The 16,429-nt window shown below is 67.1% G+C and carries 18 protein-coding genes; 2 read left to right on the forward strand and 16 right to left on the reverse strand.

Annotation, left to right across the window (positions count from 1 at the left end; translation table 11 throughout):
* Nucleotides 1-6: 6 nt before the first annotated feature.
* From WH265_RS10345 to WH265_RS10370, 6 genes are read right to left on the reverse strand one after another with little or no spacing between them, the layout of a single operon-like run.
* Nucleotides 7-1,197 carry an AAA family ATPase gene (locus WH265_RS10345; RefSeq protein WP_339558216.1) on the reverse strand — a complete coding sequence of 397 codons (1,191 nt, stop codon included), beginning with the start codon at nt 1,195-1,197 and terminating at the stop codon, nt 7-9.
* Nucleotides 1,198-1,201: 4 nt separating this feature from the next.
* Entirely contained in the window at nt 1,202-2,398 is a 1,197-nt protein-coding gene (locus WH265_RS10350; protein WP_339558217.1) for a thiolase family protein, read from the reverse strand.
* A gap of 15 nt (nt 2,399-2,413) precedes the next feature.
* The gene (locus tag WH265_RS10355) at nt 2,414-3,910 is read right to left on the reverse strand and encodes an AMP-binding protein (RefSeq protein WP_339558218.1); all 1,497 of its coding nucleotides are present in this window, start codon (nt 3,908-3,910) and stop codon (nt 2,414-2,416) included.
* Entirely contained in the window at nt 3,907-4,503 is a 597-nt protein-coding gene (locus WH265_RS10360) for a biotin transporter BioY (RefSeq protein WP_339558219.1), read from the reverse strand. Before WH265_RS10360 ends, WH265_RS10355 begins: the two co-directional genes overlap by 4 nt.
* A 55-nt stretch (nt 4,504-4,558) precedes the next feature.
* The gene (locus WH265_RS10365; RefSeq protein WP_339558220.1) at nt 4,559-5,152 is read right to left on the reverse strand and encodes an energy-coupling factor transporter transmembrane component T; all 594 of its coding nucleotides are present in this window, start codon (nt 5,150-5,152) and stop codon (nt 4,559-4,561) included.
* On the reverse strand, nt 5,152-5,922 hold the full coding sequence (locus WH265_RS10370) for an energy-coupling factor ABC transporter ATP-binding protein (RefSeq protein ID WP_339558221.1): 771 nt from the start codon (nt 5,920-5,922) through the stop codon (nt 5,152-5,154). The genes WH265_RS10365 and WH265_RS10370 overlap by 1 nt, the downstream gene beginning before the upstream one ends.
* Nucleotides 5,923-6,608: 686 nt before the next feature.
* Between WH265_RS10370 and WH265_RS10375 the strand changes: the two genes are divergently transcribed.
* Both WH265_RS10375 and WH265_RS10380 read left to right on the forward strand, forming a co-directional pair.
* Nucleotides 6,609-6,779, forward strand: a complete 171-nt coding sequence (locus tag WH265_RS10375; protein WP_021026548.1) for a hypothetical protein — start codon at nt 6,609-6,611, stop codon at nt 6,777-6,779.
* A gap of 250 nt (nt 6,780-7,029) precedes the next feature.
* Nucleotides 7,030-7,866, forward strand: a complete 837-nt coding sequence (locus WH265_RS10380; RefSeq protein ID WP_339558222.1) for a MetQ/NlpA family ABC transporter substrate-binding protein — start codon at nt 7,030-7,032, stop codon at nt 7,864-7,866.
* Between the two features lie 28 nt (nt 7,867-7,894).
* Here WH265_RS10380 and WH265_RS10385 read toward each other — a convergent pair whose 3' ends face one another.
* From WH265_RS10385 to WH265_RS10430, 10 genes are all read right to left on the reverse strand, one after another.
* A complete protein-coding gene (locus WH265_RS10385; RefSeq protein ID WP_339558223.1) occupies nt 7,895-9,118 on the reverse strand; it encodes a leucine-rich repeat-containing protein kinase family protein in 1,224 nt (407 codons plus the stop codon).
* Nucleotides 9,119-9,227: 109 nt separating this feature from the next.
* Nucleotides 9,228-9,602 carry a copper-binding protein gene (locus WH265_RS10390; protein WP_339558224.1) on the reverse strand — a complete coding sequence of 125 codons (375 nt, stop codon included), beginning with the start codon at nt 9,600-9,602 and terminating at the stop codon, nt 9,228-9,230.
* Between the two features lie 37 nt (nt 9,603-9,639).
* Nucleotides 9,640-10,137: a DUF411 domain-containing protein gene (locus tag WH265_RS10395; RefSeq protein ID WP_339558225.1), complete on the reverse strand. Its 498-nt coding sequence runs from the start codon at nt 10,135-10,137 to the stop codon at nt 9,640-9,642.
* Between the two features lie 26 nt (nt 10,138-10,163).
* Nucleotides 10,164-10,670, reverse strand: a complete 507-nt coding sequence (locus WH265_RS10400) for a cupredoxin domain-containing protein (RefSeq protein WP_021026543.1) — start codon at nt 10,668-10,670, stop codon at nt 10,164-10,166.
* A 16-nt stretch (nt 10,671-10,686) separates the two neighbouring features.
* Entirely contained in the window at nt 10,687-12,072 is a 1,386-nt protein-coding gene (locus WH265_RS10405) for a multicopper oxidase family protein (RefSeq protein WP_339558226.1), read from the reverse strand.
* A gap of 1 nt (nt 12,073) precedes the next feature.
* Entirely contained in the window at nt 12,074-13,528 is a 1,455-nt protein-coding gene (locus tag WH265_RS10410) for a TolC family protein (protein ID WP_339558227.1), read from the reverse strand.
* Entirely contained in the window at nt 13,525-13,890 is a 366-nt protein-coding gene (locus WH265_RS10415) for a hypothetical protein (protein ID WP_339558228.1), read from the reverse strand. Before WH265_RS10415 ends, WH265_RS10410 begins: the two co-directional genes overlap by 4 nt.
* Before the next feature lie 75 nt (nt 13,891-13,965).
* The gene (locus tag WH265_RS10420) at nt 13,966-14,364 is read right to left on the reverse strand and encodes a hypothetical protein (RefSeq protein ID WP_339558229.1); all 399 of its coding nucleotides are present in this window, start codon (nt 14,362-14,364) and stop codon (nt 13,966-13,968) included.
* A gap of 80 nt (nt 14,365-14,444) precedes the next feature.
* Nucleotides 14,445-15,167, reverse strand: coding sequence for an SDR family NAD(P)-dependent oxidoreductase (locus WH265_RS10425; protein ID WP_339558230.1), 723 nt, complete (start codon nt 15,165-15,167; stop codon nt 14,445-14,447).
* 11 nt (nt 15,168-15,178) lie between these two features.
* Complete coding sequence (locus WH265_RS10430) at nt 15,179-16,429, reverse strand: aspartate aminotransferase family protein (RefSeq protein ID WP_339558231.1); 1,251 nt, start codon at nt 16,427-16,429, stop codon at nt 15,179-15,181.

A 16,429-nucleotide genomic window follows, 5' to 3' on the forward strand; every position in this document is an offset into this window, starting at 1 on the left:
CTGGGTCTAGCGCTCATGCCATTGCCAGCGCGGCAGCTCGCTCGCTGGGATATTGGCGATATGGGTCTCGCCCAGATTCTTTTCCAAATGGATGGCCTGGTAGTCCAGCTCGGCCGCGGCGTCTTCCAACGCAGCCAGCAGGCGGTTGGCGTGGGTGACGACGATCACCTGGGTCTGGCGCGCCGCCACAGCCACCAGGCGGCCCAAGGCAGGCAGCAGGTCGGGGTGCAGGCTGGTTTCGGGCTCGTTGAGCACCAGCATCTGCGGCGGGCGCGGTGTCAGCAGCGCAGCAATCCACAGCAAGTAACGCAGGGTGCCGTCAGACAGCTCATTGGTATGCAGCGGGCGCAGCAGGCCGGGCTGGTGCATCAGCAGCGCGAGGCGGCTGCCATCCTGGTGTACCGAAATGGTGGCGCCGGCAAAGGCATCGTCCACCGCTGCCATCAGCGCCTCGTGGTCGCCAATGGCATGGATGGTTTCCCAGGCCGCTGCCAGATCGGCGCCATCGTTGCTGAGTACCGGCGTGTAGGTGCCCAGCTGCGGCTGGCGCGCAGGGGCATCCACATCGCTGCGGAAATGGTCGTAAAAGCGCCAGGAGCGCAGCTGCTCGCGCACGGTCAGCATCTCGGGCGCGGCAACGGGGTCAACAAACTCGGTCAGCATGCTGGCCCAGCGCGGGATAGGGCGCTCGACCGGCTGCCAGTCCGCGCCACGGCCATCACCGCGCAGGCGCAGCTGGGCAGCCTGGCGCTCCACCAACGTGGCGCTGGGGCGCCAGGTTGGGCCGGCCCAAAGCGCCTCGTGCTTGATTTCGGGGTCGTGTGCAAAGGCCTGCAGAGCCTGGTTGGGGACCGGCATGCCAATGTCAATGGCATAGCCAAAGCCGTCATCATCTGACGCAAAGCCCAGTTGCAGCTGCAGCGGTTTGCGCCGCACCGTCCCTTGCACCGGCACTTCGCCACGGCGCATGCGCGCCGTGATTTCTTCGGGCCCTGCCCAGAGGGTGGATGCCAGGCCGCCTTCACGCACCAAGGAGCGCACCACGCCGCCATGGGCGATATCGGCCAGCAGGCGCAGGGCCTTGTAGACGCTGCTTTTGCCGCTGCCATTGGACCCCGTGATGACGGTGAGCTGCCCCAGCGGGACCAGCAGCTGGCGCAAGGAGCGGTAGTTGGCAATGGCTAGGGTGCTGAGCATCCCGTCAATATAGCAGCGCAGTCTGACGCACCAGCGCCGCGCTGCCCAGGCCGCCGGCACCGGCCACGGCCGCCAGGCCCAGTGCGCCGGGCGTTGCAGGCGATGCCTGCTGCAGATCCGCCAGCACGCGGACCAAGGCCACCGCAGCCGATGCCCCAATCGGGTGGCCGCGTGCGATGCCGCCGCCATGGCGGTTGAGCAGGCTGGCATCCGCAGCCTGGTCTTGCAGCAGCGCCTGCCATTGCAGGCCCTGCACCGCAAAGGCATCGTGCAGCTCGATGGCGGCCAGCTGGGACCAGCCCAGTTCCTCTCGCTGCAGCAAGGCCTGGGCAGCCTCAAAGGCCAGCACCAGCGGCATCGCAGGCGAGCCGCCCAGCGACTGGTGGCCAAGCCATTGCGCGGCAGGGTACAGGCCCCAGCGCCGGCAGGCGGCTTTGCTGACCAACAGCACCAGTGCCGCTGCATCAGCCTTGGGCGAGATGGCGACGGTGCTGACGGCATGGTCGCGGCGCGCCTCATCGGCCAGGTCGGCATCGGTCTGCGCGACCACGGGCATGCGGTCCAGTTGGCGCTGGCGCAAGGCGCGCGGAAAGGCATCTTGCACGACGCCTGCCACAGGGATGATTTCGCGGGCCACGACTGCTGCGCTTGCCAGCGCGCGTGCATGGCTGGCGGCCGCATAGCTGTCTTGCGCGGCGCGGCTGTGGCCGGCGCTGGCGGCATAGCGGGCGGCGGCCAGCAGCAAGTCGGGGTCCTCATGCGGCGGTGGTGCAAAGGGCGGGCGCTCATAGGGCTGGGCACTGTCACCTGCATGCAGAGGGCGGGTCGCGCGGATGGGGGCGCGGCTCCAGGCCTCAGCGCCGCCGGCCACCACCACCTCGGCCTGGCCGCTGGCCACCAGGCTGGCGCCCAGCGCGATGGCGTTGAGGCCGGCGCAGCACTGCGTGTCTACCGTGTAGGCGGCGCAGTGCAGCGGCAGCTGGCCCGCCAGCGCCAGCATGCGGGCGGGGTTGCCGCCAGCGCCCAGGGCATTGCCCAGCACCACGGCATCGACGGCATCGATGGGCAGCCCCGCGCGTTGCAGCAAGGCCTGCAGCACGGGTGCGGCCATCTCATGCGTGTGCAGATGCTTGAAGGCGCCGCCCACCGGCACCACAGCACTGCGGGCATGGCTGGCGATAAAGACGGGTGGAGTGGGCATGGTGGCGTTGCGCGATCAAGCTGTTTTGTCGGCGCTGGGCAGTGCAGCTGCCAGCCATTGTGCAAGCTTGGGGTGGTCCGTCTTGCCACTGGCCGTCTGCGGCCAGGGCGTGGCGCTGAACCAGCGGCGTGGGCATTTGTGGGCTTCGAGCTGGCTGCGGCACCAGGCGGCCAGCTCGCGGGCCAGCGCGGCATCGGCCAGCGGTTGCAATGGCGGCTGCGCAGGCGATGTGGGAGCATCGTCATGCAATTGCAGCGCCACCCAGACCTGCTTGCCGCGCAGCGCATCGTCGACGCCATGCACCGATGCAGCGGCCACGCGCGGGTGCTCGCAGAGCACCGCTTCCACCTCTTCGGGGAACAGGTTTTTGCCCTGGGTGACGATCATGCGCTTCTCGCGTCCCACCAGGGTCAGCATGCCTTGCGCATCCAGGCTGCCCATGTCGCGCACGCTGAGCCAGTCGCCATCGCGCAGGGCAGCCGTCGCATCGGCCTGCGCACCCACATAGTCGATAAACAGCATGGGGCTCTTGAGCCAGATGGTGCCCACGTTGCCGCTGGGCAGTGGCTGCATCTCTGCATCGCGGATCTGCAGCTGCACATTGCTGAAGGCCCGGCCCACCACCTGCGGCGAGGCCTCGGCATCGGCATCCATCCAGGCGATAAAGCTCGATTCCGAAGCGCCATAGAACTCGACAATCCGCGCATGGGGGAACAGCGCCTGCAGCGCCGGTGTGTGCTGGCGCATCCAGCGCGCGCCGCTGATCATCAGCAGCTGGAGCGACTCTACCGGCGCGATCGCACGGCGCTCGGCCAGCTGCAGCATCACAAGCAGCTGGCTGGGCACGGCCACGAGGCAAGGCGTGGCCTGCTCGCGCAAGGTCGCCAGACACTGACTCGCAGAAAAACGTGGCTGCAGCTGCATACCGCCGCCCGTCCAGATGCCTTGCAGCGCGCCAAACAAAAACAGCGAATGCGACAGGCTGCCTGGCGCCATCACACAGCCGTTGGCGGCCTCGCCAAAGCTATCGACGCACACGCGAAAGCTCTCGCTCCAGGACTGGTGGTGGCGCCTGAAGCCCTTGGGCAGGCCCGTGCTGCCCGAGGTAAAGCCAATGTAGAAGGGCTGCAGCGCGGCATTGCCATGCTCATCGCTGCGGGGCGTGGCGGCCAGCGCGTCTATCCATTGCTGCGCCTGCGCTTGCTGGGCGGGCGACCAGGCCCTGTCGCCCAGCGCGGCGCAGCGGCCGCTGGCATTGGTGGCCAAAAAATCGGCGATCAGCGCTGCTGGCGACTGGCTGGCATCCAGCAGGCGCGTGTGGGGCGCATTCCGGGCCTCCAGGGCCTGGGCTTGCTGCGCTACGGCGGCATGCAGATCGGCAAAGCCAATGCGTTGCACGCCATCATCAATGGCAATGGCATCGGGCCGCTGCTGCGCCCAATGGGCCAGCGGGCCATGCACCAGGCGCTGCCAGGGGGCCAACTGCGGTAGTGGCGCTTGCAAGCCGCTCACAGGCGGCGCCCGCCAAAGCGCCAGTCGGGCAGGCCGCGTGCCACCGTGTGCACAATCAGCGCCACCAGCACACACTTGACCAGGTCACCGGGCACAAACACCAGCGTGCCGACGGCGGCCTGCACCAAGCTCAGCTTGGCCAGCAGCATCAGACCGACCACCCCAAAGGCGTGGACCACGACAATGCCGCCCACCACCGAGGCCACAAAGGCGCAACCCGCCAGCCGCGCGGGCGACGAGGGGCCCTTGCCCGCCAAGGCGCGCATCACCAGGCCCGCGACCGCAGCGGCGACGGGGTACGAGACAAGGTAGCCTGCGGACGGCAAAAAGAACACACCCATGCCGCCCCGGCCGCCCGACAGCAGCGGCAGGCCCAGCGCCACCGCGGCCAGGAACAGCACCATGGCCTGAAAGCCCATGCGCGCGCCCAGCATGCAGCCGGCCAGCATCACGCCGGTGGTCTGCGCGGTAATGGGCACGCCCAGTGGCAGGTCAATCTTGGGAATCAGGCCAAAGGCGGCCAGCAGCGCGGCAAACAGCGCCACCATGGCAATGCGCTGGGCGCGGGTTTCGGTGCGGTGATCGGTGGTCATGTGCATGTGCGTGGTTTCCAGTGGTGTCGGGTGGTGGTGAGGGGCGCCTGGCGGCTTAGAGCTTGAGGCGAATGGCCAGCGCATCGGCCACCTTGCGGGCGGTGATGAGCATATGGATGGTGAGCGGTGCCAGCAAGCGCCAGCCGCCCGGGCGGCCGGTGCGCACCCGGTAGGCATCGGCCAGGCGCTGCCATTGCACAAAAAACTGCTCGGCAAAGCGCAGCATCAGGCCCAGCTGCAAAGCCAGGCGCTCGACTGGCAGACCCAGGCGCGCGAGCGGCGACAGCAGCCATTCGGCCACGCCCAGCAGATCGCCAAACCGGGTGGTCGCCGTCAGCATCGCGCCCAGCATCGTCGTGCTGACCAGGCGCAGGCCGCTGGCCAGGCCCAGCCAGGGCTGGCCGGTGGCTGCATGCAGGCCACCCACCAGCGCCGACGCAATCAGGGCCACCACCACCAGCCGGCGCGTGGGGCGCGAGGCCGCGCCGAGGCTCGCGTAAAGCAAGGCAATCGCAGCAAAGGCCAGCGCCTGTATACGCAGATCGCTGAGCGCCAGCAAGGCCATGCTGCTCAGGGCCAGCAGCAAGAGCTTGAGCCCGGCAGGCAGCCGGTGCATCCAGCTGGGGATTTCGCTGTAGAGCGTGCCCATCACGGCGCCCCTGGTGTGGTGGTGGCGGCTGCTGCCGTATCCATTGGCTGGGCAATGCGCGCCTGCACATCGGCCTCATAGGCCGCGCAGACGGCAGCGCCCGGGCCGTCGCCGCGCAGCTGGCCCTGGTCCAGCCACAGCACGCGCTCAAACTGGCGCACATGGTCCAGCACATGGGTGGAGATGATGACCTGGGCGGGAGCGGCATCGAGCTCACGCGCCAGACGTGCCTGGCCAGGCAGATCCAGGCTGGCAAAAGGCTCGTCGAGCAGCATCACCTGCGGCGCCGCCATCAGCATCGCCAAAAAGCAGACCTGCTGGCGCTGGCCTTGGCTCAGGCCACTGACGGCGCGCGGCGCCCAGTCGGCCAGGCCCCGCGCCGCCAAAAACTCCCGCGCCTGCACGATGGCGGCCTTGCGGGTCACGCCACGGTATTGCAGGCTCAGGCCCAGCTCTTCCTCCACGGTGGGGAAGATGATCTGGTCATCGGGGTTCTGGAACATCAGGCCCACCACGCCCGGCAATTGCTCGCGCTGGCGCTGCACATCGCAGCCTGCCACCTGCACGCTGCCCTGGTGGGCATGCTCGAGCCCGCAGAGCAGCCTGAACAGGCTCGTCTTGCCTGCCCCGTTGTCGCCAATCAAGCCGATGCGCTGCTGCGTCAAGTGCAGGCTCAGACCCTGAAACACCGTATGCGCACCTCGGTTAAGGTGCACATCGCTCAGGCGGATGTCTGCAGTGGATAGGGGCTGGGCCGAAGGGAGGGTCATGTCAGCTGCTAAAGGCAACGACGCATGCGCTGCCGCCTGGTTTCAAAAAATACAAGTTGCATGTCGCGACCATGACTCCAGCGGAGTGGCAGGTTTGGTACCCCATATCCGGTGGCGTTGATGGCTGGGCGACAAGCGGGCGAGCCAACCGCTCATGGCTGGCAAAGCCCATACAGACGCGGCTTGCGGCCAGCTTGCAGGGCTGGGCCGTATTGTCGCACCAAGCGCCGGCCAGGGGCAGGGCTGGGCCAAGGCTCAAGCCAGCGATGGGCACCTTGTTTTTGGCCACTGCTTTGCGGGTAGTTGCCAGACGTTGACGTAAAGATGTGTGCAAGTTCGCTTAACACTGCGGCAACATGCAGGCTCTCGCGGCCACCCGGCCTGCCGATACGCCCCAAGCTGCTATCAAAAAAGGATAGCAATAAATGCGATGAATAAAGGGCTTGTGGATGATCGCCTTCAGGTGCGCAGATCGATTCCCAAAAAGTGCCAAGCTGGCTGTGGGGTTATCCGGCGGATTCCGGGGCAGTTTGTTCAACAAACAACGGTATAAGCACAGACGTTTTCTGACAGACAGCAAACACGCTCCATGGTGCAATAGAGACATTCCACAGTTCCCATCCCGCGTTGGGGTGGCAGAGGCACAGGTTCAAGTAACACCAGTCTCCGTGGAAAGGAGGTTCACCATGTTTCAGCACCACCACAGCCATTGGTTTGACGCAGCCTCTTTTATCGCCCTGGTCCTCGCCGTCCTGGTGGCCTTTATCCTCACCATCTGGCCGGTCTCCAGCGCAGCCGCAGCCGACTCGCTGGCGCACATGATGCAGGGCGTGATCCAGGTCTGGTGCCGCCCCTGAGCTTGACCGTTCCGAGCTGCGGCTCGTGCAAGCCAAGCCGCTACACACACCACAAGCCGTCCTGTGGGCCATAGGGCGGCTTTTTGCTGTGCGCTTATAGATCCCAATGGCATGAGCTGATATCGATAATTTCTGAGCGAAGGGCCGCTGGCAGGTTCATACTTGCGGGTTTGCTGCGGCGCCGTCCACACAGGGCTTGGAAAGGCTCGGATCTGGTTGCTGCGTTTTCGGATTGCCTGGAGAGTTTTTGATGTCCGCTCGTTTTTCCTTCGCCGCTGGGCGCCGTGCCGTGGTGGCTGGCGCTGCCCTGGCTTTGATTGCCGCTGTGTCCCTGCCTGCCATGGCCCAGGATGTGGCCAAGAAGAGCCTCAAGATTGGCGCCACTGCCGGCTCCAACTACGACCTGCTGCAAAAGGGCATCCTGCCGCAGCTGGAGAAAAAGGGCTACCAGATCAAGCTGATCGAGTTCAACGACTATGTGCAGCCCAACCTGGCGCTGTCCGATGGCTCGCTGGACGCGAACTTCTTCCAGCACCGCGCCTACTTTGACCAGTTCACCACCGACCGCAAGCTGGCGTTGACAGCCATCGTGCAAGGCCCGGTGGCACCGATGGGCGTCTACAGTAAGAAGCACAAGACCCTGGCCGATATCCAAAGCGGCGCCAAGGTGGCCTTGCCCAACGACCCGAGCAACCTGGCACGCGCCCTGCTGGTGCTGCAACAAGCAGGTCTCCTCAAGGTGAAGGAGGGTGTGAATCCGGCCCGTATCTCCGAGCTGGACCTGGCGGCCAACCCGCACAAGCTCAAGTTTGTGGCGCTCGAAGCCGCCCAGCTGCCACGCGTGCTCGAAGACGCCGATTACGTGGTCGTCAATGGCAACTTTGCCGTCTCCTCGGGCCTGAAGTTGAGCGAAGCCGTGGTGCTGGAGAACACGCCCGACCAGTACCTGAACGTGGTCGCCGTCAAGACCGGCAATGAGAAAAGCGCTTGGGCCCAGGACCTGGCTGCCGCCTACCGCTCGCCCGAGTTCAAGGCCGTGGTGGACAGCCAGTTCCCCGGCTACGCCAAGCCTGCTTTCCTGAAGTAAGGCGTTGCGCCGGGCAGGCCCGGCGTATTTACCGCGTGCGCGCCAGCACCTCGGCTTGCAGGTGCTGCAGCGCGCGCAGCTCCATCTGCTGCAGCTGCAGGCGCTGCGCCGCTGGCAATTCGCCCAGCATCGATGCTGCGCCCAAATCGCTCAACACCGCGTCGCCGGTGTCCGGGTTCCACAAAATATTGTGGGCATACAAATCCCCATGCAGCATGCCCCGGCCATGCAGATGCGCGACGGCGCTGCGCACCTGCGCGAGCAGGCGTTGCGCGGCAGCAAGAGAGAAGCGGGCGCCGTCGGCATAGACATCGCGCGTGCAGCTCGCCAGGCTGGGCGGGCCGGCCAAGGGCTGCAGGCCGGCGGGCAGCAGTGGCAGGACCATTGCCAACGTGGAGGTGTCCATCCCAGCCTCCGCATCCGGCCGCAGCACCGCCAGCGGTGTCAGCAAATGCGGGTGCTCGCCAGCTGCCAGGCCTGCGGCCATTTCTGACTGGGGCGTGCCATCGCTCGTCTGCCCCGCCTTGAACACTTTCAGCGCCACATCGGCCGCACCATCCACAGGGCTTGCGCGGTAGATATGGCCGCTGGCGCCTTGCCCCAGCAGTTCATGCCGCTGCAGATCCTGGCTGCGCCAGGCGCGTGGGGCCTGGGCCTGCAGCACCTGCTGCTCGCTGTGCTGGGTCATCGGGTTGCCGGCCATCGCCAGCCAGGCCAGCGCCGGCATGGCCAGCACCTCGGGCGGCAGCGCGGTAAAGCGGTTGCCGGCCAGGCGCAACAGCTCCAGCCGGGGGCTGCGGGCGAGGCCGCGCGGCAAAGCCTGCAACTGGTTGCAGGCCAGCATCAGCTTTTGCAGGCGCGGGCGCTCGCCCAGGGTATCGGGCAACTCGGTGATCTGGTTGTCGGTCAGGATCAGCCAGCGCAGCTGCGCGGGCAGGCTATCGGCCGCCACGGCGCGGATCTGGCAGGCCTTGAAGCCCACCATCTCCAGCCGGGGCATGCGGCCTAGCACGCGTGGCAGCTCGGTGAACGGGTTGTTCGATGCGAACAGCACCCGCAACTGGCCAAAGCGGCTCAGGTCATCGGGCAGGCTGGCGAGCTGGTTGCCGCTGAGGTCGAGCACTTCGAGGGTGTCTGCGAGCGCAAAAAGTTCGCGTGGAAACTCGGGCAGACCCGCCGACAGCTTGATCTGGCGGGCGCCGCGCAGCGCGCCGCTGTGCAGCTGCGCTTGGAAGGCTTGGAGGCTTTGCATGGCTGCACAGTGTAGGTGCTGGCAGCGCAGGCCAGCCCCAGATCTGGCTGGATCTGGGGTGCCATAGGGTCAGATAGGGCCAGACGGGGCCGGATAGTGCCAGCAGCGATCATTCGGCCCGCTCAATGCGGGTGATCGTCAGGCTGCCGCCTTCGTCTTGCACATGAAAGCGTACCTTGTCGCCCGGGTTGAACTGCGCCACCTGCGTGCTGTCCTTGAGGCCAAACACCATGGTCATGGCCGGCATGTCCAGGTTCTTGATGTCCTCATGGCGAATGGTCAGCTTGCTCGCGCGCTTGTCCACGCGGGTGATCTCGCCAGCAGTCATCACCGCCTCGGCCGTGGCGGCCGCTGCTGGCGCGGAGGCTGGTGCAGGTGCTGCGCTGCCATGGCTGGCGTGGTCGGCATGGTTCTGGGCCAGCGCTGGGGTCAGCAGGCTGCAAGCCAGCGTGAAGGCGGCGAGGGTAGAAGTGGTGGTGTTCATTCAGTGCTCCAAATGTCTATAAAAAATGGTGGTGTGCTCAGTCGCGGTAGCTGCTGAAAACGCGGGTTGTCACCTCGCTGCCCGCTCCGGTTTTGCTGACCAGCAGCACATCAAACGGGTCCTTGCGGCCGCCGTAGGCGGGTCCGTCCATGCCGGGGCTGCCCACCGGCATGCCGGCCACGGCAATGCCCAGGGCCTTGGGCTTTTGCTGCAGCAGCTTGCGCACATCGGCGGGCGGCACATGGCCTTCCACCAGGTAGCCGCCCACCACGGCGGTGTGGCAGGAAGCCAGTCGCTGGGGTAGCCCCAGCCTGGCGCGCACTGCCTGGTTGCCGCTGTCGTGCACGGTGGCGCTAAAACCGGCTTGTTCCATCCGCGCAATCCAGTCCTTGCAGCAGCCGCAGTTCGGGTCTTTCCAGACTTCCATGGGTGTGGGTGTGGCTGCCAGCGCGGGCTGGGCGGAGATAGCCGTCGCCAGGCTGGCGGCCAGCATTTGCAGGGCCTGGCGGCGTGTATAGCTGTGGGGGTTGGGCATCGCTGGTCCTGGGCTGTTGCGCATCATCATTCGGTCACCGTGAAGGTGCCGGTCATCCCGGCCTGGTAGTGGCCGGGGATCAGGCAGGCAAAGTCAAAATTGCCGGCGCGGTTGAAGTGCCAGACCAGGTCCTCGCTTTTTTGCGGCGCCACATGGGCCATGTAGGGCTCGGCATGCTCCATGCCGGGGTACTTGAGCATCATCTGCGCGTGTTGCGCAAGCGAGGCCTTGGTGCCCAGCACCACCTCGTGCATGACCTGGCCCTGGTTGACGACACGCAGGCGCAGGGTTTCGCCCTTTTTCACCGTGAAGTGCGCGGGCGAGAAGCGCATGTCATCGCCCATGTTCAGCGCGATGATGCGCGTGGCCTGCCGGGGATCGCCGCCGATGCCCCAGTCCTTTTGTTCCTTGGTGGCTGCCAGGGTGGCATGGGCGGTTGCTGGGGTGGCTGCATGGCTTTCGCTGCCATGGGCAAAGGCGCTGCTGGCGCTGGCCAGCAGCGCACAGGCCAGTATTTTTGGGATGGTGTTCATGGGATCACTCCGGGGTTCAATGGTTGGCATGGCCGCTGCCAGCGGCAGGCTTGTGGACGCTGGGCGCGCCGGGCGCCGTGCCGGGCAGGCTCTGGCGGGGCGCTTGCGCATCCAGCGGCGCGCCCTGCCACTCGTAGGCCACGGTGCCCTGGGGCTGGGCATACCAGCCGGGGTCGCGGTAGTCCTGCGCAGCCAGGCCCCGGCGCACCTTGAAGGTGGTGAACATGCCGCCCATCTCGATATTGCCGAAGGGGCCCTTGCCGGTCATCATCGGGAAGGTGTTGTCGGGCAGCGGCATCTGCATGGCGCCCATGTCGCCCATGCCGCGCTCGCCCATCAGCATGTAGTCGGGCACGATCTTCTGGATCTGGCCGACCAGGCCTTTGTGGTCCACGCCAATCATCGTTGGCACATCGTGGCCCATGGCGCCCATGGTGTGGTGGCTTTTGTGGCAGTGAAAGGCCCAGTCGCCAGGTTCGTCGGCGATCAGCTCGATCTGGCGCATCTGGCCGACGGCCACATCGGTGGTCACCTCGGGCCAGCGCGCGCTGCGCGGCACCGGGCCGCCGTCGGTGCCGGTCACCTCAAACTCATGGCCATGGATATGGATGGGGTGGTTGGTCATCGTGAGGTTGCCCACGCGGATGCGCACCCGCTCGCCCAGGCCTGCGACCAGCGGCGTGATCGCGGGGAAGGCCCGGCTGTTGAAGGTCAAGATGTTGAAGTCCGTCATCTCGGCCACCCGGGGCGTCATCGCGCCGGGCTCCACCGCATAGGCACTGAGCAGAAAGGCGTAGTCGCGCGCCACCTCGGCAATCTGCGGGTGGCGGCCCTTGGGGTGGGTGATCCACAGGCCCATCATCCCCATGGCCATCTGCACCATCTCATCCGAATGCGGGTGGTACATGAAAGTGCCGGGGCGGCGCGCCTCGAACTCGTAGACAAAGGTCTTGCCCGGCGGGATGTGGGGCTGGTTGAGGCCGCCCACGCCATCCATGCCATTGGGCAGGCGCTGGCCATGCCAGTGCACCGTGGTGGCTTCGGGCAGGCGGTTGGTGACAAAGATGCGCACCCGGTCGCCTTCAACCACCTCGATGGTGGGGCCGGGCGACTGGCCGTTGTAGCCCCACATGTTGACAAAAAAGCCCGGTGCCACCTCGCGCACCACGGCCTCGGCCACCAGGTGGAACTCCTTGACGCCGGCGTTCATGCGCCAGGGCAGGGTCCAGCCGTTGAGGGTGACCACCGGCTGGTAGGGCCGGCCATTGGGTGGCGCCAGTGGCGCAGCGGTATCGGCGCTGGTCTGGATGACGGGCTCAGGCAGGGCGGCCATGGCCACCGGGCTGACGGCGGCAGCGGCCACGGCCGAGGCGGCGCCGGAGAAGAATTGACGGCGTTGCATATCAGTGGCCCTGTGGTTGGGTTGCGGGGGCGGCAGGCGCTGCGCTGTTGCTGGCTGCGCGCGCGCTGGCGGCTGCGGGTTGCGGCGATGTGCCGCTCAGCGCCAGTTGCAGATCGGTCTCGGCGAGCCAGAAGTCGCGCTGCGCCTCGGTGGCCGTGAGCACCGCCTGGGTGGTACTGCGGGCCTGGGCCAGCAGCTGCCAGATGCTGAGCAACATGCCGTTGTAGCGGTAGATGGTCTCTTGCTGCACGAGCTGCGCCAAGGGCAGCACTTCGCTTTGCTGCTGGTGGGCCAGGTCCCAGGCGGCGCGGTAGCTGCGCCAGCTGCTGCGGGCCTCGCTGCGCGCACGGATGGCGCTCTCGCGCAGCTGCGCCGCATTGGCTTGCACCTGGTGGCGCGCCATGGCGCTGGCGGCAGATCCCCAGTCGAACAGCGGCAAGGGCACATCCAGCTCCCAGCCCCGCGTGCGGTCCTGGTGGCCGCTGTCGCGTTCGGTGCTGGTGTCGCGGCTGTAGCTGGCGCCGATGTCGCCAAACACGGCCCCCAAGGCGGCCCAGCCTTGGCGATCGGTGCTTACATCCAGGTTGCGGCGCAGTGCGCCCAGGTCCAGGCGTTCGCGCAGCGCGGTGGCCTCGGCATCGTCACCGCTGCGCAAATCGCTGGCGGTTTTGGGCAGCGGCGGCAGGGCCTGGGGCAGCACAAAATCGAGCTGCGGGCCCCACAGGCCCATGCGCTGGGCCAATTGCGCGCGCGCCTGTTGCGCTGCCAGCTCGGCCCGCACCAGCTGCGCGGCCGCTTGCTGCTGCTGGGCCAGCTCACGCGCCTGGTCGAGCTTGCTGAAGTTGCCCACGGCCGCCATGCGCCGGGCCAGCTCGCCGCCCAGCGCAGCAGCATCATGCATGCGGGTGTGGGCGGCCAGCGCCTGCTCGGCGGCGACGGCATTCAACCAGGCGCGGCGTGTGTCTGCGGCCAGCAGCAAGGTTTGCTGCGCCGCCTCCAATGTGGCCTGCTCCATCTGCCAGCCCTGCCAGCGGCTGCGCCAGGGCAGGGTGAGCAGATCTACCAGGCCAAAGCCCAGCTTGCGCTCAATCTCACGCTCCTGGCTGTTGCGGAAAAAGCCCAGGCTGAGGCTGGGGTTGGGCAAGGTCAGAGCTTGCACCCGCTGGGCATCGGCAATGCCCAGCTGCGCCAGCTGGAGCTGCAGGCCCGGGTTGTTCAACAGCGCAATGCGCACGGCGGTATCGGCATCCAGCGGCTGCTGCAGCCAGGCATCGATTTTCGTCTGTGCCGACTGCTGGCTGGGTGCATCGGCTGCGGGCAGCTGGGCCTGGGCGGGCAGGCGGCCCTCCAGTTGCTTGGCCACATCGCTGCGCAGGCCATCGGGCGAGACGCTGGCGCAGCCAGCGAGCAGCAGTGCGCTGGCGAGGGACGAGAGGCGAAGGCTCAGGCCCTTCATTGCTGGCCTCCCTGCACGCGGGGCTGGCTCTGCGCGCTGTGGTCGCCATGCGCTTCATGGCTGTGGGCATCCACCCGGCTGGCCGGCATGGCCTGGGTGCTGCGGGGGCCCGCCTGGGCCTTTTCCCAGGCGATGACGTCGGCATGGCCACGGCCAAAAGCAGCCACCGCTGCATTGGCCTGGCGCCAATCGCCGGGCTCGTCGACAATGTGGCCGCTCTTGGCCAGGGGCCGGTGCTGGAGCGCCGATGTGGGCGCGTTGGGGTCGGTGGCGGCCGGGGCCGCCGTTTGGGCAGATAGCCAGCTGGTAACAGCCAGGCCGCCCGCGCCGGCAAGGCAGCGCAAGACATGCGCAGGGCGCATAGGACTCTCCTGAAAGCTTGGTCAAAAGACGCCTGCACGGCAGCTGCCATGCGGACGCACCTCGGGTGTCAGCGATCAGGAAATGGGTGGTTTGGAGGCTTGGGCGAGCAGGGCGCTGGCAAAGGGCGCACTGCCGCTGGCGCGCGCCAGCGAGGGGGCGGCAAGGGCTGCGAAACCCGCGCCGTTGAACAGATCCACAGCGGAGTGGCAGATGCCGCAGGCCGAGCAGCTGGCGCCATGCTGGGCCGGGTCGTGCTGGCTGTGGTCGCTGATTTGGCTGCCGCTGCCGCCGTGGCTGCTGGATGCCATCACATGGTCTGTGTCCATGTCGGCATGGTCCGCCATGCTGCTGGCGTGGTGTTCGGCCACGGCCGCCGGAATGACCGGCGCCACCAGCCCCATTGCCATGGCGTCGCCCATGAGGCCGCGCAGGGCCAGCATCAGCATCAGCAACAGGGACAGACAGGCACGCATGGTGGATTCAGACTGGGCAGGGTGCAGAAAGTTCCGCAGCGGCTGAGTGTAGCGCAGCTGGACGGCCCGCTGAGGCAAAGCTAGTACTGCGACTCGACCTGCCAGCTCACCGCAATCTCGGCCACGCTGGCGCTGGCAGGCAGCTCCAGCACCGTGCGCACCAGGGTCGCAATGTCGGCCGGTTGGCTGATCTGGGCGCGCAGCGCAGGCTGCACGCTATCGGCCATGTCGGTGTCGACAAAACCCGGGCAGATGGCGGTGCAGCGGATGCGGTCGGCCCCGCCGCAATGGCGTATGCCATGGGCCAAGGCCAGGGCCGCATGCTTGCTGATGGCGTAGAGCGAGCCCTCGGGCGCCCGCACCCGCTTGCCAGCAAGCGAGGCCATCACGACGACCTTGCCATTGGGCGACTGCTGCAAATAGGGCCAGACTTGGCGCGTCAGCCGCATCGGTGACTTCACATTGATGGCCATCAGCCGGTCAAAGTCGCCATCGCTGGCGGTCAAGACACTGTCGGTGCTGAGCACCCCAGCGTTGTGGACGATGGCATCGATGCGCCCAAAATGCGCGGCGGCCTCGGCGATCCAGCGGGTTTCGCTGCCCGCGTCGAGCGCATCAAAGTGGCTGCGCTGCAGCTGCGCAGGCGCATGGTCCGCCAGCTGCGGCACTGGTTGGCGTGTGCCTATGCTGACGCGCCAGCCATGGGCCAGCAGCTCTTGCGCAATGGCCAGGCCCAGGCCGCGCCCGGCGCCGCTGACCAGGGCCACGGGCTGCGATGAGGCAGGTGTGCTTGCGCTGGGCATGGTCGGCACCCTCAGACCCGGGCCCGCAAGGCCTCATCGAGCGCGCCGGCCAGCAGATCGGCGTGTTCGGTCTCAAAGGGCAAGGGCGGGCGGATCTTGAGCGTATCGCCCAATGGGCCACTGGTGCTGATCAGCACGCCGGCCTGGCGCAGGTGGTTGACGACGGTGCTGGCCAGGCTGCCGCTCTCGAGCTGCACGCCCCAGTACAGGCCTTCGCCCCGGATCTGGGTGATGGCGCTGTGCTGCGCTGCCAGCGACTGCAGCGCCTGCTGCAGATGGCCGCCCACGCGGCGCACATGGGCGGGGGCATCGATGCGCTCCAGCTCATCAAGCACCGCCAGGGCCACTGCCGCCGATACCGTGTTGCCGCCAAAGGTGTTGAAGTAGCGGCAGCGCTTGCCAAACACCTCCATCAGCGGCGTCTTGAGCACCAGCGCCGCAATCGGGTGGCCATTGCCCATGGGTTTGCCCATGGTGACCATATCGGGCACCACGGATTCGCGGCCAAAGGCCCACCAGCGGCCGGTACGGCAGAAACCGCCTTGTACCTCGTCGGCAATGAACAGGCCCCCACGCCTGCGCACCGCCTGGGCGGCGGCTTGCAAAATAGGCGCGGCATCAATATGCACGCCATCGCTGGCAAACACGGTGTCGAGCAGCAGGGCGCTGACCGGCGTGCCACGCGCCTCCAGCGCGGCGGCGGCCTCATCGACCCGCTGGGCGAAGGCCGCTGCTGCGGCCTGGGCATCCACGCCCTGGAACGCGGGCGGATCAATGACTTCGACATGGTCTGCTGGCGGGCACAGCGAGGGCGAGCATTGGGCCAGCGCCATGGTCACACCATGGTAGGCATGGCGGGTGATGATCAGGCCCCGGCGGCCGGTAAATTCTTGCGCCACGCGCAAGGCCAGGTCATTGGCCTCGCTGCCGGTGCAGGTGAACACGCTGGTGTCCAGCTCTACGGGAAAAAGCGCGCGCAGCCGCTCGGCCAGCTGCACCACGTTGTCGTGCAGGTAACGGGTATGGGTGTTGAGCAACTGGCTTTGCGCGATGAGTGCTGCGTTCACCGCCGCGTTGGCATGGCCCACCACCGGCACATTGTTGTAGGCATCCAGGTAGCGGCGGCCATCGGCATCCCACAGCCAGACGCCATCGCCGCGCACCGGGTGCAGCGGCTCATCGTAGAACAGGCGGTAAGAGGGGCCCAGCGCACTTTGGCGGCGCGCAAGCAGGCGCTGGTCGTCGGCGGAGAGGGTTGGCAT

It is taken from the genome of Comamonas sp. MYb396 (assembly GCF_037479555.1).
Classification (GTDB): Bacteria; Pseudomonadota; Gammaproteobacteria; order Burkholderiales; family Burkholderiaceae_C; genus Comamonas.